This window comes from Aeromicrobium changchenzhani, assembly GCF_057586615.1.
The window spans coordinates 2,923,425-2,943,464 of the sequence record NZ_CM172480.1 but is presented as its reverse complement, the minus strand read 5'-3'; the positions used below and the strand labels follow the sequence as shown (position 1 = coordinate 2,943,464).

At 61.5% G+C, this 20,040-nt stretch carries 22 protein-coding genes; 14 read left to right on the top strand and 8 right to left on the bottom strand.

Annotated elements, in window-relative coordinates; all coding sequences use genetic code 11:
• Positions 1 to 66: 66 nt before the first annotated feature.
• Entirely contained in the window at positions 67 to 1,077 is a 1,011-nt protein-coding gene (locus tag AC2YB9_RS14845) for a DNA-directed RNA polymerase subunit alpha (protein ID WP_487266121.1), read from the top strand.
• A 38-nt stretch (positions 1,078 to 1,115) separates the two neighbouring features.
• The gene (rplQ, locus tag AC2YB9_RS14840; RefSeq protein ID WP_487266120.1) at positions 1,116 to 1,640 is read left to right on the top strand and encodes a 50S ribosomal protein L17; all 525 of its coding nucleotides are present in this window, start codon (positions 1,116 to 1,118) and stop codon (positions 1,638 to 1,640) included.
• Between the two features lie 151 nt (positions 1,641 to 1,791).
• On the opposite strand, the gene AC2YB9_RS14835 is transcribed toward rplQ, so the two are convergent.
• From AC2YB9_RS14835 to AC2YB9_RS14815, 5 genes are all read right to left on the bottom strand, one after another.
• Positions 1,792 to 2,385 (bottom strand): class I SAM-dependent methyltransferase, encoded by a 594-nt coding sequence (locus tag AC2YB9_RS14835; RefSeq protein ID WP_487266119.1) that lies wholly within the window; start codon positions 2,383 to 2,385, stop codon positions 1,792 to 1,794.
• 3 nt (positions 2,386 to 2,388) lie between these two features.
• Positions 2,389 to 3,159: an endo alpha-1,4 polygalactosaminidase gene (locus tag AC2YB9_RS14830; protein ID WP_487266118.1), complete on the bottom strand. Its 771-nt coding sequence runs from the start codon at positions 3,157 to 3,159 to the stop codon at positions 2,389 to 2,391.
• A complete protein-coding gene (locus tag AC2YB9_RS14825) occupies positions 3,156 to 3,488 on the bottom strand; it encodes an MmcQ/YjbR family DNA-binding protein (RefSeq protein WP_487266117.1) in 333 nt (110 codons plus the stop codon). The genes AC2YB9_RS14830 and AC2YB9_RS14825 overlap by 4 nt, the downstream gene beginning before the upstream one ends.
• A 70-nt stretch (positions 3,489 to 3,558) precedes the next feature.
• Complete coding sequence (truA, locus tag AC2YB9_RS14820; protein WP_487266116.1) at positions 3,559 to 4,857, bottom strand: tRNA pseudouridine(38-40) synthase TruA; 1,299 nt, start codon at positions 4,855 to 4,857, stop codon at positions 3,559 to 3,561.
• A gap of 90 nt (positions 4,858 to 4,947) precedes the next feature.
• Entirely contained in the window at positions 4,948 to 6,246 is a 1,299-nt protein-coding gene (locus AC2YB9_RS14815) for a citrate synthase (protein WP_487266115.1), read from the bottom strand.
• Positions 6,247 to 6,464: 218 nt separating this feature from the next.
• Here AC2YB9_RS14815 and rplM point away from each other — a divergent pair, with 218 nt between their 5' ends.
• The 3 genes from rplM to glmM are packed head-to-tail and all read left to right on the top strand — an operon-like array spanning position 6,465 to position 8,790.
• Positions 6,465 to 6,908, top strand: coding sequence for a 50S ribosomal protein L13 (gene rplM, locus AC2YB9_RS14810; protein ID WP_487266114.1), 444 nt, complete (start codon positions 6,465 to 6,467; stop codon positions 6,906 to 6,908).
• Positions 6,909 to 6,929: 21 nt separating this feature from the next.
• Positions 6,930 to 7,436 carry a 30S ribosomal protein S9 gene (rpsI, locus tag AC2YB9_RS14805; RefSeq protein ID WP_487266113.1) on the top strand — a complete coding sequence of 169 codons (507 nt, stop codon included), beginning with the start codon at positions 6,930 to 6,932 and terminating at the stop codon, positions 7,434 to 7,436.
• 7 nt (positions 7,437 to 7,443) lie between these two features.
• Positions 7,444 to 8,790 (top strand): phosphoglucosamine mutase, encoded by a 1,347-nt coding sequence (glmM, locus tag AC2YB9_RS14800; RefSeq protein ID WP_487266112.1) that lies wholly within the window; start codon positions 7,444 to 7,446, stop codon positions 8,788 to 8,790.
• Between the two features lie 12 nt (positions 8,791 to 8,802).
• Here glmM and AC2YB9_RS14795 read toward each other — a convergent pair whose 3' ends face one another.
• The 3 genes from AC2YB9_RS14795 to coaA form a co-directional block, all read right to left on the bottom strand.
• The gene (locus tag AC2YB9_RS14795; protein ID WP_487266111.1) at positions 8,803 to 9,447 is read right to left on the bottom strand and encodes a hypothetical protein; all 645 of its coding nucleotides are present in this window, start codon (positions 9,445 to 9,447) and stop codon (positions 8,803 to 8,805) included.
• 595 nt (positions 9,448 to 10,042) lie between these two features.
• Entirely contained in the window at positions 10,043 to 10,666 is a 624-nt protein-coding gene (locus tag AC2YB9_RS14790; protein WP_487268626.1) for a penicillin acylase family protein, read from the bottom strand.
• Positions 10,667 to 10,737: 71 nt separating this feature from the next.
• The gene (gene coaA / locus AC2YB9_RS14785; RefSeq protein ID WP_487266110.1) at positions 10,738 to 11,679 is read right to left on the bottom strand and encodes a type I pantothenate kinase; all 942 of its coding nucleotides are present in this window, start codon (positions 11,677 to 11,679) and stop codon (positions 10,738 to 10,740) included.
• A gap of 80 nt (positions 11,680 to 11,759) precedes the next feature.
• Between coaA and glmS the strand changes: the two genes are divergently transcribed.
• The 9 genes from glmS (at position 11,760) to AC2YB9_RS14740 (ending at position 20,016) form a co-directional block, all read left to right on the top strand.
• A complete protein-coding gene (gene glmS / locus AC2YB9_RS14780) occupies positions 11,760 to 13,604 on the top strand; it encodes a glutamine--fructose-6-phosphate transaminase (isomerizing) (RefSeq protein ID WP_487266109.1) in 1,845 nt (614 codons plus the stop codon).
• 37 nt (positions 13,605 to 13,641) lie between these two features.
• Positions 13,642 to 13,992, top strand: coding sequence for a holo-ACP synthase (locus AC2YB9_RS14775; RefSeq protein WP_487266108.1), 351 nt, complete (start codon positions 13,642 to 13,644; stop codon positions 13,990 to 13,992).
• Entirely contained in the window at positions 13,986 to 15,401 is a 1,416-nt protein-coding gene (locus AC2YB9_RS14770; protein ID WP_487266107.1) for a bifunctional ADP-dependent NAD(P)H-hydrate dehydratase/NAD(P)H-hydrate epimerase, read from the top strand. Before AC2YB9_RS14775 ends, AC2YB9_RS14770 begins: the two co-directional genes overlap by 7 nt.
• Complete coding sequence (gene alr / locus AC2YB9_RS14765; protein ID WP_487266106.1) at positions 15,398 to 16,522, top strand: alanine racemase; 1,125 nt, start codon at positions 15,398 to 15,400, stop codon at positions 16,520 to 16,522. Before AC2YB9_RS14770 ends, alr begins: the two co-directional genes overlap by 4 nt.
• On the top strand, positions 16,519 to 17,514 hold the full coding sequence (locus AC2YB9_RS14760) for an alpha/beta fold hydrolase (RefSeq protein WP_487266105.1): 996 nt from the start codon (positions 16,519 to 16,521) through the stop codon (positions 17,512 to 17,514). The genes alr and AC2YB9_RS14760 overlap by 4 nt, the downstream gene beginning before the upstream one ends.
• Positions 17,511 to 18,470: a tRNA (adenosine(37)-N6)-threonylcarbamoyltransferase complex ATPase subunit type 1 TsaE gene (tsaE, locus tag AC2YB9_RS14755; RefSeq protein ID WP_487266104.1), complete on the top strand. Its 960-nt coding sequence runs from the start codon at positions 17,511 to 17,513 to the stop codon at positions 18,468 to 18,470. Before AC2YB9_RS14760 ends, tsaE begins: the two co-directional genes overlap by 4 nt.
• A 102-nt stretch (positions 18,471 to 18,572) precedes the next feature.
• Positions 18,573 to 19,208, top strand: a complete 636-nt coding sequence (tsaB, locus tag AC2YB9_RS14750; protein WP_487266103.1) for a tRNA (adenosine(37)-N6)-threonylcarbamoyltransferase complex dimerization subunit type 1 TsaB — start codon at positions 18,573 to 18,575, stop codon at positions 19,206 to 19,208.
• On the top strand, positions 19,205 to 19,639 hold the full coding sequence (gene rimI / locus AC2YB9_RS14745; protein WP_487266102.1) for a ribosomal protein S18-alanine N-acetyltransferase: 435 nt from the start codon (positions 19,205 to 19,207) through the stop codon (positions 19,637 to 19,639). Before tsaB ends, rimI begins: the two co-directional genes overlap by 4 nt.
• Positions 19,636 to 20,016 carry a RidA family protein gene (locus tag AC2YB9_RS14740; protein WP_487266101.1) on the top strand — a complete coding sequence of 127 codons (381 nt, stop codon included), beginning with the start codon at positions 19,636 to 19,638 and terminating at the stop codon, positions 20,014 to 20,016. Before rimI ends, AC2YB9_RS14740 begins: the two co-directional genes overlap by 4 nt.
• Positions 20,017 to 20,040: the final 24 nt, after the last annotated feature.

Sequence of the window (20,040 nt, the reverse complement as noted above, 5' to 3'; positions counted from 1 at the left end):
TGCGATCGGACGCATACGGTCCACCATATGGCCTTCATATAGAGGTTGGCCTGAAAGGAAACACCTGTGTTAATCGCTCAACGCCCCACGCTGTCCGAAGAGGTTGTCGACGAGTTCCGTTCACGGTTCATCATCGAGCCGCTGGAGCCTGGCTTCGGCTACACCCTCGGCAACTCGCTGCGCCGTACGCTGCTGTCGTCGATCCCCGGTGCTGCCGTCACATCGATCAAGGTCGATGGTGTGCCGCACGAGTTCTCGACGATCCCGGGAGTGACCGAAGACGTCACCGAGATCATCTTGAACCTGAAGTACCTCGTTGTCTCGTCGGAAAATGATGAGCCGGTCGTGATGTACCTGCGCAAGGATGGTGAAGGCGCGGTTACCGCGGCCGATATCCAACCGCCCGCCGGTGTCGAGATCCATAACCCGGAGCTCCACATTGCGACCCTCAACAGCAAGGGCAAGCTCGAGATCGAGCTCGTCGTTGAGCGTGGCCGCGGCTACGTTTCTGCCGTCCAGAACAAGACCGGTGACGAAGAGATCGGCCGTATGCCGGTCGATTCGATCTACTCGCCTGTGCTCAAGGTGACCTACAAGGTTGAGGCCACCCGTGTCGAGCAGCGCACCGACTTCGACAAGCTCGTGATTGATATCGAGACCAAGAAGTCGATCCTGCCCCGCGACGCGATCGCCTCGGCCGGTTCGACGCTTGTCGAACTGTTCGGTCTGGCGCGTGAGCTCAACGTCGAAGCTGAAGGCATTGACATCGGGCCGTCGCCGGTCGACGAGCAGCTCGCCGCTGATCTCGCCCTGCCGGTCGAGGATCTGGCGTTCACAGTTCGTTCCTACAACTGCCTCAAGCGCGAGGGCATCCATACCGTGGGTGAACTCATCACGCGTAGCGAGCAGGATCTGCTTGACATCCGCAATTTCGGTTCTAAGTCGATCGACGAGGTCAAGGCCAAACTGGCCGAGATGGGCCTTGCACTTAAGGACAGCCCGGCTGGTTTCGACCCGTCGGCGGTCATTGATTCCTTTGACGACGACTCGAGCTTCGCTGAGGACGAGCAGTACTAAGCTGCCCTTCTCTCACCGTATGAATCTGGAGATAACACATGCCTACCCCCACTAAGGGACCCCGCCTCGGCGGAAGCCCCGCGCACCAGCGGCTGATCTTGGCCAACCTCGCACAGAATCTGTTCGAGCACGGTCGGATCACCACGACGGAAGCCAAGGCTCGTCGCCTGCGTCCGTATGCTGAATCGCTCATCACGAAGGCCAAGATGGACACGGTGGCCAATCGCCGCAATGTCGTCAAAGTCATCCGTGACAAGAGCATCCTGCACACACTGTTCACCGAGATCGGTCCCGCCATGGCGAGCCGTCCCGGCGGCTACACGCGCATCACGAAGATTGGCCCGCGCAAGGGCGACAACGCGCCCATGGCCGTCATCGAGATCGTCGAGTCGAAGGACTTTGCGGCAACGACCGAGAAGCCGAAGAAGAAGTCTGCTGCCAAGCCAGCTGCTCCGGTAGAAGACGTTGTGACCGAAGACGTCGAAGCCGACTTCGAGACCGAAGCTCCGGTTGCGGCCGAAGCAGAAGTTGAGGCCCCGGCCGAAGCGCCCAAGGACGCCTGACGTCCTGACCTGGCGCCCGTTTCCACTTCGGTGGGAGCGGGCGCTGTGTTGTTCCCACTCGCCCGCCCCGCGGAGGGACGGACGATGAGGGATTGATGTTGCTATACGGTCAAAATCCCTCAGCGTTCGTCCATCACCCCGCGGATGTCGGTTAGGATGGGCGTACGAGCAGAACCCGAAATCCGCGGGCGCTGATCTGCCGCTCAGTCGGCCAGCCTTGCTCAATCAGCCAAGCCTGAAGTGAGTCCGAGCCTAAGTTCTTGCTTACCACTAGGCGCGCGATACCGCCGGGCTTGAGTCTGGGCAGCCAGTGCAGCAATAATTTGTGAAGGGCTTCCTTGCCGATCCGGATTGGGGGATTGGACCAGATCTCGTCGAAGCTGAGTTCGGCCGGGATATCCTCGGGCAGCGCGACATTGACGGTCGCGTTGAGCCGATAGGCATTGGCGGTCGTGAGCTTGAGGGCACGCTGATTCGTGTCGGTGGCCCAGACGGTCGCCAGCGGGTCCTCCGAAGCCAGGGCGCAGGCGATGGGACCCCAGCCGCAGCCGAGATCCAACAGGGTCTTGCCGCTGCTCGGAGCGGTCGAATGGCGAAGCAAGACATCGGTGCCCTTGTCGAGGCCGTCGCGCGCGAACACGCCGCTGCCGGTCGACATGACGTAATCATGATTCCAGATGCGCATGGTGACCTCGTCGCGGCTTTCGGGAACCGCCGGATCGCCGATAAAATATTGATCATTCATAAGTCAACACGTTTCATGGGTGTAGTTGGTATGGCCACGCGGCAGCAGATCTCGGTCTCTGAGCAAGATGCTGGTCTTTGCGCCGCGCTGGCGACAGGCGCGGGCGAAGCCGGCTCGGCCATTGTCGGTGTATTCGATCTCGATAATGTGGGCTCCATAGGCTTTGAGGAAACGGCCGCATTCACGATAAACCTCACACTCCTCGACGACTGCGAAGTCGAAGCCAAGCTGTTTGCTGGCGAGCTCCGCCGCATTCTTTTGAGCGATTGCGAGCCCGTGTCGGTGGGCTTGGTCGATGAGCAGCCGGGCAAACTTCACCGCATCGGAGCGTTTCAGCAGGCCAGCCGATCGAGTCCAAGAGTCAAGATTGTCGGGCTCAACGGCCCGGAACCCCTTGCGTGCGCAACTCCCGAGCCAGCGGTTTGTGATGGCGGCCAACTCGGCCAGTTTAGCCTTGGTCCGGAAATCGAGTAGGACCTCGTCGGGCCAGCCTTTGTCGCGGACGAGGCGCCCGTTCCTATCAGCCAGGAGCAGGCTGCGGTGCTTCGATTTCCACCATGCGAGCCGTCCCGGCTGGGTTTGGAACGCATTGACATAGCACACTGAATAGACGCCGTTGGCGGGTTTAGCGGCCATGTCACGGATCACCACTTTGACTCCCTTGGCGGGCTGATAGGCACCGCCCAATTGGTAGTCGACCATCGTGTTGGCCGGCGGCAGCTGGAGCGGGAGCAGCGAAGCGGCCACGGTCATGAGCCATACCAAAACGATCATGCGTCGAACGCCTTTCGCAATGCCACCGGCGCTTTAAGCCGCCACGCCGCCGTAACCAACTCGTGCAGTTGTGGGTAATCGATCTTCGCCAGATCAAGGAGGATTGCGCCGTAACCGTCATAGTGTGCGGTCGTATGGAAAGCGGGATCGCCGGAGGCAAGCAGCGCTTCTTTCTCGTCGAGCGAACACATCACGACAACGTCACCCTCGTCGCGCAGACGGAGAAAGCACTTGTCGCGAACCTTGACTGCGGGCGTGCCGTACCAGTGTGCGGTAAGACTTTCAGGAAGCGTGGTCGCGAATGCGACGAGTGATTCCCACGTGGCCATGGCGTCAGTCTTTCACGAGCGCGCGCTTTGATCGGACGATCGGACCCGGCATCAACAATGCGCCACGACATCACTGATCGAGCCGCAGCTCCCAGATCTCTTCGCTGCCGTCGTTATGGTCCTCGCAGCGGTGCCGCCGCATGAAGCCATGCGATGCGATGGCATCCAGCGCGCCGTGATTGGCCGGGGCCACCCAAGCACGTACGACGCGCACCTTCTGTGATTCACGGGCGTACTCGATCAACGCCCCAACAGTCTCCCGTGCCAGCCCACGGCGGCGGTGGGGTTCGAAGATGACGCACTCGATCTCAACCATCCCATAAACATCTGGAGCACGGCCAAAGCACGCATAGCCCACCGATACACCCTCGTTCAAGACCGCATGGACGGACCAACCGGTATTGCGAATGTCTGCGCCGATACGGCTGGCAAACTCAGACCACACGGAGCGTTGGGCGATAAATGCGTCGTCGAGCGGAAGGCCAGACGCGGTGCGAGCAGCCTCGAGGTCACCGGTCGCTAGCTGTTCGAGCCAGCGCTGGGATAACGGTGCCAGGCGGAGTCCTGAGTGTGATGGCCTGCGCCGGCGACGTGATTCGACGGCTCGGTGGCCGACGAGGTGCACCGGAGGATAGGTGACTTCTTCGAGCGTCAGACCGTGCGCGGGCATGACCTCAATGCTGGCCAGTCGGATCGCATCGCGTAGGACCTTGCCGGCCCAAGCCGGCTCATACTTTCCCTGTCCGATCGTGATCAGCGCCCCCATCAGAGCGCGCACCATCGAATGGCAGAAGGCGTCGGCGATGACGGTCGTCTCGATGATCCCATCGGGACGTCGGAGCGTGGAAATTTCATACAGGGTGCGAATCGTCGTAGCAAATTGGCGTGGCTTGGAGTAGGCCGCGAAGTCATGCTGGCCCAGCAGATCTTGCGCGGCGACGTTCATCGCAATGACATCGAGAGGCGCACGGTGATGATAGATCTCGTGACGCCGCAGCGGCTCCGGACCTTCGGGAACATCGCAGATTCGATAGATGTAGCGGCGTTGCAGTGCCGAAAAGCGCGCGTCAAATCCTTCGGGGGCGGTGATTAGATCGCGGATTTGAATGTCATGATCGAGGAGATTGCGCAGCCGCCAAAGGAGCCGTTTCGGGTCAGTATCGTCAGCCAAGTCGACGTGGGCGACCTGCCCACGAGCGTGGACCCGAGCATCCGTCCGACCGGCTACGGTAAGCCGCGGCAGTTTGTCCAGACGCAAGATCAGCGCGAGCGCATGCTCAATCTCGCTTTGCACGGTCCGAAGCCCCGGTTGTGACGCCCAGCCATAAAAACGCGTGCCGTCGTAGGAGATGTCGAGTCGAAAACGCACCCCGCTACGTAACCACAAGGCGGGCAGCGCCCGACAGGTGGCCGCGGCGGAGTTGCGAAGTACGTGCGACGCAGGAGTGCCTGTCGCCTATTATTTCCAACGCTCGGCCGACGGTACGAAGTCGAGTTGACGGCCGCCCGTATAGATCTGCTTGGGACGCGCGATTCGCTGTTCTTCGTCGTCGACCAGCTCGCGCCACTGGGCAAGCCAGCCGACGGTGCGTGGAATCGCGAAAAGGACAGTGAACATTTCCGGCGGGAATTGCAACGCCTCGTAGATCAGGCCCGAATAGAAATCGACATTCGGGTAGAGCTTGCGGGAGATGAAGTAATCGTCGGCAAGCGCGATCTTCTCGAGTTCCTGGGCGATCTCCAGCAGCGGGTTGACGCCGGTGACCTCGAATACGTCGTCACACGCCTTCTTGATGATCGTCGCGCGCGGATCGAAATTCTTGTAGACGCGGTGCCCGAAGCCCATGAGCTTCTCGTCGCCGTTCTTAACCCCGTCGATAAACGCGGGGATGTTCTCGACGCTGCCGATCCGGCGAAGCATCTTCAGAACGGCTTCATTGGCACCACCGTGCAGCGGGCCGTAAAGCGCCGCGATGCCGGCACTGACCGCCGAATACGGATCGACGTCGGATGAGCCGACCGACCGTACGGCGTTGGTTGAACAGTTCTGTTCGTGATCGGCGTGGAGGATGAACAGCACCTCGAGCGCCTTGACCAGCCGCGGATCGGCGTCGTAGTCGCGCTCGCTCATCTTGAACAGCATCGAGAGAAAATTCTCGGTGTACGACAGGTTGTTGTCGGGGTAGACGTACGGCTTGCCCTGTGCGTGCCGGAAGGCCCACGCGCCTAGGGTCGGCATCTTGGCAATCATGCGGACAATCTGCTCATGGCGGATAGTCTCGTCGGTGATGTTGCGCGCTTCGGGGTAGAACGTCGATAACGCCCCCATCGACGACATCACCATGCCCATGGGGTGCGCATCATAGCGGAAGCCCTGCATGAAGTCGCGCAGGTTTTCGTGCACAAAGGTGTGATAGGTGATCTCGTGAACCCACTTGTCGTACTCCGACTCAGTGGGAAGATCTCCATAGATCAACAGGTAGGCAACTTCGAGGAACGTGGAGTTCTCGGCCAACTGCTCGATCGGATAACCCCGATACTCGAGGATGCCCTTCTCACCGTCAATGAAGGTGACCGAACTGCGGCAGGAGGCCGTGTTGGTGAATCCAGGGTCATAGACCGCGACGCCTGGATTTTCCTCGCCGGTGCCGATCTTGGCCACATCTTTGGCGCTGATCGTGCCATCGGTGATGGGGAGTTCGTATTCTTCGCCGGTGCGGTTGTCGCGAACGGTCAGAGATTGCTGCGATGCAGTCACGCTGGTTCTCCTGTGACAAGTGGTGGGACCCACATGGTGAGTGGACGTCTTTAAATGTTATGCGCGCAGGCGATCTGCCGCACACGAGGGTCATGCGAGCCTACCCGTTTTGACCCGAACAGTCCTTGGCGGATAGGCTTAGTAGTCGTTGTGCTCGGCCTTTTGTTCGGAGCCAATGAATCTGCAATAGCCCACAGACAAAATGAGAAGGTCACGCCGTGCGTACGTACAGCCCCAAGCCTGCTGACATCACCCATCAGTGGCACATCATCGATGCCGAAGACGTGGTTCTCGGGCGTCTCGCCGTCCAGGTGGCGACGCTGCTCCGCGGCAAGCACAAAGCTACCTACGCGCCGCACATGGATGGCGGCGACTTCGTCGTCGTTGTCAATGCCGAAAAAGTTGCGCTGTCTGGCAACAAGCGGACCGACAAACTCGCATACCGCCACAGCGGTTACCCGGGTGGACTTAGCTCGATCGCCATCGGTGATCTGCTCCAGAAGGACGCACGCAGAGCAATCGAGAAGGCCGTTTGGGGAATGATCCCCAAGAACCGCCTCGGTCGCCAGATGATCAAGAAGCTGAAGGTTTATTCGGGTCCTGAGCACCCGCATGCCGCACAGCAGCCCCAGCCGTTCGAGATCACGCAGATCTCCCAGTAAACAAGAGAAGTCAGGATTATCGTGGCTGAGCCCACCACCGCAACCGTTGAAGACACCGATTTCGAGACCAATGCCGAAGGCGTTGCCTACAGTTCGGAGAGCGCGCCATCGGCGGACGCTCCCCTGAAGCCGGCAACGATCATTCCGGCCCGCGCTACCGGTCGCCGCAAGGAAGCCATTGCTCGCGTCCGGATCGTGCCGGGCACTGGCGTATGGACCGTTAACGGCAAGCCGCTTGAGGAATACCTCCCCAACAAGCTGCACCAGCAGATCGCGAAGGAAGCTTTCGTCACCGCTGGCCTCGCCGATCGTTTCGACGTTCTCGCGACTGTCACCGGCGGCGGAATGACCGGTCAGGCTGGCGCGCTGCGTCTCGGCGTGGCTCGCTGCCTCAACGAGATCGACGTTGAAGCCAACCGCCCGGCGCTCAAGAAGGCCGGACTGCTGACTCGCGATTCGCGCATCAAGGAACGTAAGAAGGCCGGACTCAAGAAGGCCCGTAAGGCTCCGCAGTACAGCAAGCGCTGATTTTTCGATGGGCCGCATTTTTGGCACAGATGGCGTTCGCGGGCTCGCGAACCGTGATCTGACTGCCGAACTCGCTGTCGATCTGGCAGTGGCGGCGGCCCATATTCTGGGTGAGGCCGGTGCCTTTGCTGACCGACGCCCTACCGCAGTAGTTGCCCGCGATCCCCGCGCCTCAGGTGAATTCCTCGAGGCAGCGGTGGTCGCGGGTCTTGCATCTGCGGGGGTTGACGTTCATCGGCTTGGCGTCATACCGACGCCGGGCGCGGCCTATCTGACCGCATTCCTCGCTGCAGATATGGGTGTCATGATCTCGGCGAGCCATAATGCGATGCCGGACAACGGCATCAAGTTCCTCGCCCGCGGCGGCCTCAAACTGGACGACCAGATTGAGGTCGCGATCGAGAATCGACTCAGAGAGCCGTGGAACCGTCCGATTGGCGCTTGTGTCGGGCGGGTTGGGGATAGCGAGACCGCGACGGCTAGCTACATTGAACATCTTGTCGACGCCACGCCGCGACGACTCGATGGTCTAAAGATTGTTCTTGACTGTGCCAATGGCGCGGCGTTCTTTGTCGGGCCAGCGGTTTTTGAGCAGCTTGGCGCTACCGTGATCACGATTCACGCTGAGCCCGATGGTCTCAATATCAACGAACAATGTGGCTCGACACACCTGGAAGACTTACAGAAGGCAGTCGTCGAACACGGCGCCGATGCCGGCTTTGCCTTCGACGGTGATGCTGACCGTTGTCTAGCGGTCGACGCTCGCGGGGCTGTCGTCGATGGCGACCAACTGCTCGCAATTCTTGCGCTGGCGGCACGGGATGCGGGCCGGCTTACGAACGACACCGTGGTAGCGACGGTCATGAGCAACCTCGGCTTCGTGCAGGCACTTCGCAAGGCTGGGATCACGGTGTTGCAGACCGCGGTGGGCGATCGATATGTTCTCGAGGCGATGCGCGCTGGTGGTTTCAGCCTTGGTGGTGAACAATCCGGGCACGTGATTATGAGCGCCTATGCGACCACCGGTGACGGGGTACTTACCGCTGCGCACATTGCGGCGCGTATGGCCGAAACTGGCACGTCGCTCGCCGAACTCGCCACCGTCATGACCAGACTTCCACAGGTGCTCATCAACGTGCCGAATGTCGACAAGGCACGGGCCGATGTCGATCCGGTGCTTCAAGGCGAGGTGACAGCGTCCGCAGCCAGGCTTGGCGAGACCGGGCGGGTCTTGTTGCGGCAATCGGGCACCGAGCCGCTCGTACGCGTGATGGTGGAAGCACCGACCCATGCCGAAGCAGAAGCAGTGGCCGAACATCTCGCCGACGTCGTGAAACAGACGCTCGCACTCTAAAACGTGTCCGCCTCAACGGGTGCGGTGACCGCGGAAGTCCACGACTTGCTGGAACGTGGGACGATTCTGCCAATCGATGGGTCGAACTCCGACGACACCCCCAGTCGTTGGTCGGATGTAGTCGATCGACTTGTCGTAGCTGAGCTTCGTCGGGTTAGTGACGCCCTGCTTCGCCATCGCGCGCGTGACTGCCCCGAGAAGCGACGCGCGCAACTGTTTCCTGCACACGCTCAGTCTCCCTGCTCCACACAGCGGATATGCGAAGGGCGACGCGGCTTTCGCACCGTTCAGCTTACGTAGATCCTTGTCGATGTAGCCATACCAGGGCGAACCGAGCCAGGAGGAGCCTTGGCCGAGCCGGGGGTGGTTGTCGAGTGATTGCGGCAGAGCCTTCGCGAGCGCAGTCCCGAGCCTTGACGCCGCAAAGTCGTATGCCAAGGCGTTGGCTCCGTCCTCCCACCATGTATCGAAGATCGCGATTGCACTCTGATGTGCGTATGCGCCGGTCCGCTCCCGGTCGACACGATGCGCACCGTCGGCATACCAGTCGGCGAGAAGCTTTCGGGCCGTCGACGTCTTGGGATCGTTGCCGAGTGTCTTGAGCAGTATCGGCAGGAGCGATTTCGCCCGCACATCCTCGGTGACGGCATCTTCCACGATTCCGGCGAGCTGCGCTCACGAAACCTTCTGCTTAGCCATCGCCGATACCACTCGGCGGCTCAGCGCCTGCGAGCGATGGATTGAACCATCGGACCATTTGTCGCCCCAACGGGATAGGTCTGTGTCCGTGCCCTTGGCTCGGATCGGCAACCGGCCCGAGGAGTAGAACGCGATGTCTTTGTTATCGGCATAGAACCAGTTGAAGGTGTAATCGACCCCGCGGCGGCCTTTTTGAAGGTCGTTGCATTCTTGACGTAGTCGGGGTTATCGAATCGGGAGAAGCCAAGAATCGATGCGGCTTCGCGACCGTAGGTCGACCGCTGCGAAACAATCGCCACGGGAACGCCCTTCACCGTAGCGCGAGTCTGCACGATGCCATGGGCTGTCCGCCATACCTGCATTTTGAGAGCCTTAGGCGCGGTTGGCGCAGTGATGTTGGGGACGACCGTCTCCTTGTGTTCGTTGTAGGTCAATGGCGTGCACCGACCGTTGTGAAGGTAGGACGTCGATTTCACCGTAGGCCGGGAGCCATCGGCATTGCACAGCCGCTCGGCAACCGTGTCGACTTGTCGCTGCCCGCGCTGGTAGCCGACTAGGCGTAGTCCAGCCCGCGCCCCAATTCCACCACCAGTTGGGTGCCGGCGAACGAGACGCCGCGCGCAAAAACGCCTGGCCCCATCAGGACTTGTTCAGAAAGCAGTTGTGGATTGTAATAGCCGGTCTGCGGTCCGTAAACGGCAAGCGGGTGGCCCGTCTTGGACCCGTGACGCCTAACTTCAGCGCATCGCGGAGCGTTTCGATCGGGTTGGTGCTGCCGACGGCATCCCCGGGACCGGTCGCGATCGGTCCATTGAGATCGAGAATGGCAACACCCTTGTGGTGGGGGTTGAAAGCGACGTTGTCGTACAGGAATGACAGCGTGGAGGTGGTTGGCGCCTCGGCGTCGTTCTTCTGACGCAAACTCGCAAACATACGTCGGGCCTTTGTCGGGCCAACGGCCTTGACGAGTTTCGCGTAGTACGTGCCGTTCGCGAATTCTTGTCCGCCGCCGCGACCAAAGATCCCACCTACAAGGGAGGCGACGTAAGTAAGGTCGGTTCTTGTCCAGGGGGTTGGCTTCTTCTGCAGGGCGAGATATTCGGCGGGGCAGTCTGGGCCGGTTAGACGCCCGAGCGGACCTGCTCGCGATCCATTGCAATATTGTCCGGTGTACCACCGACGAACTCAGCTCCCGCTGGCGCACGTGAGTGACTCCTCAGCGCACGTGAGTGACTCGTCGGCGGGGGTTTAGAGTTTGCGGAGACGCACCCATTTGACTGAGTGGTCGGCGCCCTTGCGGAGGACCAGGGTCGCACGGCCGCGGGTGGACTGGATGTTGTCGCGCAGATTGGGCCAGTTGATGTTGTCCCAGAGTTGTTCGGCGCGCTCGATTGCTTCGTCGTTGCTCAGATCGGCATACCGGCGAAAATAGGAAGCCGGGTTACGGAAGGCGGTCTCGCGCAACTTGAGAAACCGGGTGGTGTACCAGCGGCGGATGTCTTTGCTGGAGGCATCGACATAGATCGAGAAGTCGAAGAAGTCGCTGATCGCCAGCCCGGGACGACCATCGCCACGGCTGTGGGCTGGCGCAAGGACGTTAAGACCCTCGATGATGAGGATGTCAGGGCTGTCGATTGTGACGACCTCATCGGTGATGTCGTAGGTGAGGTGCGAGTAGACCGGAGCGGTGACCTCCTCGACCCCAGATTTCACGTCGATGATCAGCCGTAACAGCGCTTTGGGGTCGTAGGACTCGGGAAAGCCTTTGCGTTCGAGCAGGCCACGGCGTTCGAGCTCGGCGTTGGGCAGCAGGAAGCCGTCGGTGGTAAGGAGTGCGACCTGCGCATGCGCTGATGAGTGCGACAACAGATCGCGGATGATGCGGGCGGTCGTGGACTTTCCGACCGCGACCGAGCCAGCGATACCGATGACGTAGGGCGTCCGCTTCGGCTGGGGCCGACCGAGGAACTTGGCGGTGGCGCGATGCAGACCGGCCGCGGCGCGCACCCGCAGGCTGATCAACTCGGTGAGCGGTAAGTAGACCTGGCGCACCTCTTCCAAATCGAGTTCGTCGCCAATGCTGCGAATTTGCTCGATTTCGTCAATGGTCAGCGGCTGTGGTGCGTCGCCAGCGAGCTCGGCCCAAGCGGACCGTTCCAGCTCGACGTACGGCGACTCGTCGCGACTCATAGCTCTATTGTCGCGGAAGCCACATCGCTTCTGCATACTCGGTACCCTTTATGGCCGCAGTCAACGCTAACCTAGGGACTATGTGCGGAATCGTGGGATACGTCGGTCAACGTTCGGCGCTTGAGGTCATCATGGGCGGTCTTCGTCGCTTGGAGTACCGCGGCTATGACTCCGGTGGCGTTGCGCTTGTCGACGACGGAACGATTGCCTGGGCCAAGAAGGCTGGCAAACTTGTCAATCTCGACAAAGAGCTCGTAAGCCATCCGCTTCCGCTTTCGCATACCGGTATTGGGCATACCCGCTGGGCCACCCACGGAGCCCCCAACGACCAGAATGCCCATCCACACCTTGACGGTGAAGGCCGCATCGCGGTCGTGCACAACGGCATCATCGAGAACTTCGCTGAGCTTCGGGACAAGCTTGAGGAATCGGGCCATGAGCTCATATCCGAGACCGATACCGAAACGGTCGCCCACCTCCTGCATGACGAACTTCAGCAGACACCGGATCTCGCTGATGCCGTGCGCGTGGTGTGTCGTCAGCTTGAGGGCGCTTTCACCTTGGTCATCGCCGATGCGCAGCACCCTGACGTCGTCGTTGGTGCACGCCGCAACTCGCCTTTAGTCGTCGGTCGCGGCAACGGTGAGAACTTCCTCGGCTCGGACGTCTCGGCCTTCATCGACTACACACGTGACGCGATCGAACTCGGCCAAGATCAGGTCGTGACGATAGCCCCCGACAGCATTGTCATCACTGACTTCTACGGCGCGCCAGCAGAGACGAAGGACTACCACGTCGATTGGGATGTGTCGGCCGCTGAGAAGAGCGGCTACGACTGGTTTATGCTCAAGGAAATCGCCGAGCAGCCACAGGCGGTGGCCGATACATTGCTTGGTCGCTACGACGCCGACGGGCTCCTCCAACTCGACGAAATGCGCCTGTCCGACGATGAGTTGCGTGCGGTCGACAAGATCATCGTGCTGGCCTGTGGCACCTCGTTCTATGCCGCGATGGTGGCCAAGTATGCGATCGAGCACTGGACGCGCATCCCCTGTGAAGTCGAACTGTCCTCGGAGTTCCGTTATCGCGACCCAATCGTTGATCCAAGCACTCTTGTCGTGGCCATCAGTCAGTCCGGCGAAACGATGGACACACTGATGGCCGTTCGGTATGCGCGCGAACAAAAGGCGCGCGTCCTGTCGATCTGCAACACCAACGGCTCGACGATTCCGCGCGAGTCTGACGCTGTTATCTACACCCACGCCGGTCCGGAGATCGCGGTAGCCTCCACCAAGGGCTTCCTCAGCCAAGTCGTTGCCTGCTATCTGCTCGGTCTCTACCTCGCGCAGGTGCGCGGCATCAAGTATGGCGACGAGATCACTCGAATCATGGACCAACTCGAGGCCACACCGGCGGCGATCCAACGGGTGCTGGACGATTCCGATCCGATTCGTGAACTTGCTCGCGAACTTGCCGGCACTCGCGCGATTCTGTTTCTGGGCCGGCATGTCGGTTATCCGGTTGCTCTTGAGGGCGCGCTCAAACTCAAGGAGTTGGCCTACATGCATGCTGAAGGCTTCTCCGCGGGCGAACTCAAACACGGGCCGATCGCACTCATTGAGGAGGGGTTGCCGGTGTTCGTCGTCGTCCCGCCCAAGGGCCGTGATCAGTTGCGCGACAAGGTCGTCAGCAACATCCAGGAGGTGCGGGCACGCGGTGCGCGTACGATCGTGCTCGCCGAAGAGGATGACGACGACGTGGCGAAGTATGCCGATCATCTGATCCGATTGCCCAAGATGCCGACCTTGTTCCAACCACTTGTCGCGACTGTTCCGCTGCAGATCTTCGCGTGCGAGTTGGCTGCCGCGCTTGGTCATGATGTCGACCAACCGCGCAACCTCGCCAAGTCGGTCACGGTCGAGTGACCACGGTGTCAGCCATCCACTACAAGACCGTTTGCGCATGATCAGTGGCGTGGGCGTCGACGTTGTCGACATTGTGCGCTTCGGCGAGACGCTGGAGCGCACGCCGACGCTGCGCCAGCGGCTGTTCAACGACAGCGAAGCGGACCTGCCGCTCGAATCACTGGCGGGCCGTTTTGCGGCAAAAGAAGCCTTCGTGAAAGCGCTTCGCGCTCCAGCAGGGATGTCGTGGCAGGACATCGAGGTAGTCAAAACTGCGGCCGGTGCCCCTGAATTCGTCCTGTCAGGCGCGGCCGCTGCACGAGCGACGGAGATGGGCATCACCGCCGTGCACCTGTCGATTTCTCACGACGGATCCATCGCCACTGCCTTCGTGGTTGCGGAATGCTGAGCGCGCACTCGGTCGAGCAGATCCGGGTGGCCGAAGCGGAAGTCGCCGCGACCTTGCCAGCTGGCGCCCTCATGGCACGCGCCGCGCACGGACTGGCTGAACATCTGGAGATCCCCGCGGGCGACGTTGTGGTGATGTTGATCGGGCCCGGCAACAACGGTGGCGATGCGTTGTATGCCGCTGTCGATCTGTTGGATCGGGGAGTGCGTGTCGACCTGTGCCTATTCGACCCGGGAACGGTCCACGTCGAGGGGCTGGCCACAGCAGCTGCGGCGGGCGCTCGAATTGTCGAAGCGCCGACCGACCAGCGGTTCTGCGTCGACGCACTGTTCGGGATCGGCGCCCGACCTGGGCTGTCCGGGGTGGCCGCCGACTGGGCTGATTGGGCGCGTTCTAACCGACCGTATGTCTATAGTGTCGACGTTCCATCCGGCGTCGATGTCGACGGCGCGACCTTGCCGGGAACATATTTTCGAGCTGACTCAACGATTACCTTCGGCACCTACAAGACGGCGTTACTGGCCGACCCCGCGGCGGCCGTCGCTGGCCGAATTGAACTTGTCGATCTCGGCATCGAGCCCGGGCTGGCAGTTCTCGAATCTCTGGACCAAGCCGACCGCGATCTGCTTGCTGATCTGCTGAGGCCATTTCACGACCGGACCGCAGCGGTGCACAAATACACCCGCGGAGTCGTCGGCATCGCCGCAGGATCTGCTGCATACGCCGGCGCGGCGCACCTATGCGTTGCTGGTGCGCAGTGCGGGCTGGCGGGCATGGTTCGCTTCGTCGGGGCACCCGATCTGAGCGCCCGCGTCGTGGATCGGGCACCGGAGGTTGTCGCCGGACATGGACGGGTTCAAGCCTGGGTCGTCGGGCCAGGCGGCGGCGCGGGCGCAGCCGACCAGCTGGCGATGGCGCTCGCTGACGACGTCCCGCTCGTGATTGACGCGGCGGCCTTGGCGTACCTGCCAGACAGTTTCGACCAACCGACCCTCTTGACACCGCATGCGGGCGAACTTGCCACGATGCTCGACGTCACCCGGGATGCGGTCGAGGCCGATCCGCTCGGGCACACCCATGCGGCTGCAGACCGGTGGGATGCCACCGTATTGCTCAAAGGCGCCAGAACGCTGATTGCTCAGTCGGGCCGGCCGACCCGTGTCAACCGCTCGGGTTCGCCTTGGCTGGCCACGGCCGGATCGGGCGATGTATTGGCCGGGCTCGCCGGTGCGCTCTTGGCAGTGGGGGCAGATCCGTACGATGCGGGCTCGTTGGCCGCGCTCCTGCATGGCATGACAGCTGAACAGACCAATCCCGGCGGACCGATCATCGCCTCCGACCTTGCCGCCGGGCTGCGCAAGACCATACGAGATTTCCTTGAGCCGGACTTGAGAGAATCATCAGTATGAGCAGCGCTCCACAAGCTGAAGCCGTCATCAACCTTGACGCCTATCGGCAAAATCTCGCCAATCTTGCGGCGTGTGCACCCAACTCGGCGTTGATGGCGGTCGTCAAGGCTGATGGTTATGGCCACGGCTCGGCCGAGTGTGCACGAGCGGCCCGTGAGGCCGGCGCGACATGGCTCGGGGTGGCAACGCTCGAGGAGGCCAAAGCGCTTCGATCAGCCGGTGACACGGACGATCTACTCTGCTGGCTGGCGAGTCCGGGCGCGGATTTTTCCGGCGCCATCGAGCATGATGTGCAGGTCACGGCGTCTTCGACCGAGCAGCTTGCCGAGATCGTGGCCGCAACGAAACGTATGCGGGCAAAAGTGCAATTGAAGGTCGACACCGGGCTGTCGCGCAACGGGGCGTACGGCGGGCAATGGATTGATCTGCTGGCTGCGGCGGCCAAGGCACAGGCGAACGGATCGGTCGAGATCACCGGAGTGTGGTCACATCTGGCGTGCGCCGATGAGCCGGACCATCCTGCGAACGCCGCCCAGGAAGCGGTATTCGTCGAAGCCGTCGAACAGATGATCGCAGCGGGGCTCGAACCCGGGCTGCGACACCTTGCGAATTCGGCCGCAACGTTGACCCGGCCGAGCGTACATTTCGATCTGGTCCGCGTTGGCATCGCTTCCTACGGCATTAACCCCGATTTTGAGCTGGTACATCACACGACGCTGACCCCGGTGATGACATTGCGCGGCCGGCTCGCTGCGGTTAAACGTGTCGCTGCGGGTGTGGGAGTCTCTTACGGCCACCGCTACGTCACGGAGCACGAGACGACGCTCGGACTTGTTCCGATGGGCTACGGGGAGGGCATTGCGCGCACCGCGTCGGCTACGGCTGAGGCATTCTTTGGCGGGCATCGGGTGCCGGTCGCCGGAACGATCTGCATGGACCAATTCGTTGTAGATCTCGCCGATGCACCAGCTCAGCGGGGCGATGTGGTCACACTGTTCGGCCCCGGAACCGATGGCGAACCAACTGCGGAAGAATGGGCACGCGCCGCTGGGACAATTGCGTACGAAATCGTGACGCAGCTAGGCGGCCGTATTCAGCGCACCTATAGGGGAGCTCGATGAGCCACGCCGTCAAATCAATGAACAACATGGTCAAGCTTGGCTCGACCGCGGCTGCCTTCGTGGCCGCGGGTGTTGTTGCGAAAACCATCAATACGCACCAGCGAAGCCAACGTCGTCTGCGTCGTGGCGAGGACCTCGAGTTTGGCTCAGTACGTTCGACACCGGATTCGGTTCCGGCGACCGATGGCGTGACGCTCAACGTTGAGGTTGATGAGGGACCCGCCGGTCCGACAATCGTCTTCGTGCACGGGTGGACCTGCAATCTCGACACCTGGCACTATCAGCGGGCTGCCTTGCGGGGCCAAGCTCGTATGGTGTTCTTCGACCAGCGCTCCCACGGCCGGTCCGGCCGCTCCTACGATCACAATTCCTCGATCGATCAACTCGGCGAGGACCTACGTGTCGTGCTCGAGGCCTTCGTGCCGACGGGCGACATCATTTTGGTTGGCCATTCGATGGGCGGCATGTCGATCATGGGCCTCGCCGATGCGCACCCGGAACTGTTCGGATCCCGGGTCACGGGGGTTGTGCTGATCTCGACCAGCGCCGGCCATCTGATGAAGGGCAACTCAGCTTTACGACGCGTCTTGCCGATTGTCAGCCGATTGTCGCCGTTGTTGGACCAGGGTCGTGCTTTCAACAGCTACTCGGTCATACGCCGGTGGGGCCTCGGTCCGAAGGCGCAGGAGCGTCACATCGATATGACAAATGAGATGATTCTGTCCACGCCGACACATGTGCTCATCGACTTCCAAAACAGCTTTGTCACTCTGGACCGCTATCGAGCGCTGGCTACGATCGGTAAGGCTGAGACCGTCGTCGTGTGCGGCACCAAAGACATACTGACCCCGATCCGGCATGCTAGGCGGCTCGTCGAACAGATCTCCGGCGCGCGGCTCGTCGCGGTCGAGGGCGCCGGGCACATGGTGATGTTCGAAAACCATGATGACGTGACCGAGATAATTGCCGATCTGTATGGACAGCTGTCATGACCGCTCTCAATGTTGTTGACGCAACTGGCGGCGATGCTGATGCCGTCGTCGCGGTGATTCATAAATCGTTCGGCGCCCGGCGCGTGCTCGATCCGCCGTCGACTGCGCTCGACGAGACGAGTGAAACGGTCGGTGCTGTGTTGTCGACCGATGGCGGGCTTCTGGTCGAACGGCGCAATTTGCCGGCCGCAGCGCTGCTGTTCGACGAATCGCGCCCCGGGCTGCTCGGGCTGCGTCGGGTGAGTGTTGATCCGGAGATCCAGTCGAGAGGAGTGGCCTCGGCGATGCTCGGCGTTGCCGAGGACACCGCTGAAGAGCGCGGCAAAGATGGCATCTGGCTGCTCGTGCGTGAGGAGCTCCCCGACACAATCCGATTCTGGAGTCGTCGGCTGTACTACCCGGTCGGGCAAGATGGGCCGTTGATTGAGTTTGGCAAAACACTGTGGCTCGCACGGGAACTGTTGACCGCCGCGGACACCAAGGCATTTGCAGCCAAACTTGCTACGCTGCTGCGGCCAGGCGATGTTCTGATTCTGACCGGTGAACTCGGCGCCGGCAAAACGACATTCACGCAAGGGCTTGGCGAAGGTTTGGGGGTTCGGGGCCCAATTACGTCACCGACCTTCGTGATTGCCCGGACCCACCCATCATTGATCGGCGGGCCGGCACTCGTCCACGTCGATGCCTACCGGCTCGGCGGCGCCGCTGAGATAGACGACATCGACCTTGATGCGACTGCGGAGGACGCGGTCACTGTTGTCGAATGGGGCGAAGGCATGGCTGAGCAAATCAGCGACAGTTGGTTGCATGTTCACTTCGAGACGCGCGAAGCTCACGAAAATGATCCTGACGGCACCGCAGTCGACGGATCAAGCGATGAGACCCGGGTCATCACCGTCAAGCCGGTTGGCCCGCGCTGGGTCGGCGTCCCGCTGCGCTCCACGCTGCTTGCCTGATTTATCGACAATCCCGCCCATGGGCGGTGCCTCAGCAACCTAATTCAGGGGGTTATGAGGTTGCTGAGACACCGCCCGCCCGGGGGTGGGTAACCTTGCTTCGTGCTCCTGCTCGCCTTTGACACCGCCACCCCAGTCATCACCGTCGCAATTCATGACGGGACAAAAACGTTGGCGACGGTGTTCGGCGAGGATGCGATGGCGCACGGCGAGCTCCTGTCACCGTTCATCGCGCAAGCGTTGAGCGCAGCCAGCGTGACGGCTGCGGACCTGACCGATATCGCCGTTGGCGTCGGGCCCGGCCCATTCACCGGTTTGCGGGTCGGTGTCGTCACGGCACTCACGCTCGGCTCGACGCTGGGTCTGACGACCCATGGCGTCTGCACACTTGACATCATCGCGGCCGGAATCGAGAGCGACGCCGAGTTTCTCGTTGCGACCGATGCGCGCCGGAAAGAGGTCTACTGGGCCAGATACACCGCTGCGGGCAAACGGGTCGAGGGACCGGGAGTCCTCAAGCCTCAGGAGCTGTCCGACCGACACCCCGGCATCGCTGCGTATGGTCGGGGCGCTGCGCTCTATCTGGACCAGCTGAATCATTTCGGCGGACATGATGATCCGGAGGCCACTTGGTTGGCCACCACGGTGCTTGCCCAGAACGTGGAACAGTTGCCGCTCGAGCCGCTCTACCTTCGACGCCCGGATGCGGTGCCCTCGGTGCAGGCAAAGCGGGCATGATCCGGCGCGCAGCACTCTCCGACGGCCCGGCATTGGCCAAGGTAGAAACGAGTTGCTTCGCCACCGACGCGTGGAGTCTCGCCACGTTGGAGAGCGAGATCACTGCCGACATCCGGAGTGTTCTGCTGGCGACTGATCGGGACAGCGTGATCGGCTACGGTTCGATTCAAGTTATTGACGACGTCGCAGATCTGCACCGCATTGCGGTCGTCCCGGCTGCACGGCGGGGCGGGGTCGGGCGTGAACTGCTCGTCGAGTTGCTCGCCGTTGCATCGACTCGGGGAGCAACTCGTACGCTGCTCGAAGTCGCCGCCCACAATGCGCCAGCCATTGGGCTGTATCAATCATTTGGCTATTCCCAGATCGCCCGTCGCACAGATTATTACGCCGACGGTTCGGATGCGCTCGTGATGGAACGGCTGCTGGCATGACTCGCCTGACCTCGGGGGCGCCGTGGGAGGACCTTTACGGTTATTCCCGCGCGGTTGTCGCCGGCCCGGCGCTCTTTGTAGCGGGTACCACGGCAACGGTCGATGGCGAGGTTGTTGGCGCCGGCGATCCCTACCTCCAAGCCATAACAGCATTCGGTATCGCGCTTGAGGCCGTCCGCGAAGCAGGTTTCGACGTCGCGGACATCGTTCGTACGCGGATGTTCGTGGCCGATATCGCCGATCAGGCCGAGATCGGGCGCGCCCATAAAGAACTATTCGGCGAAATCAGACCGGCGGCGACGATGGTGGAGGTCTCCGGTTTAGCTCACCCCGACCATTTGATTGAGATTGAAATCGACGCATATCGTCGACCTTGAGCGATTGGCGTGCCACAGTGGGGG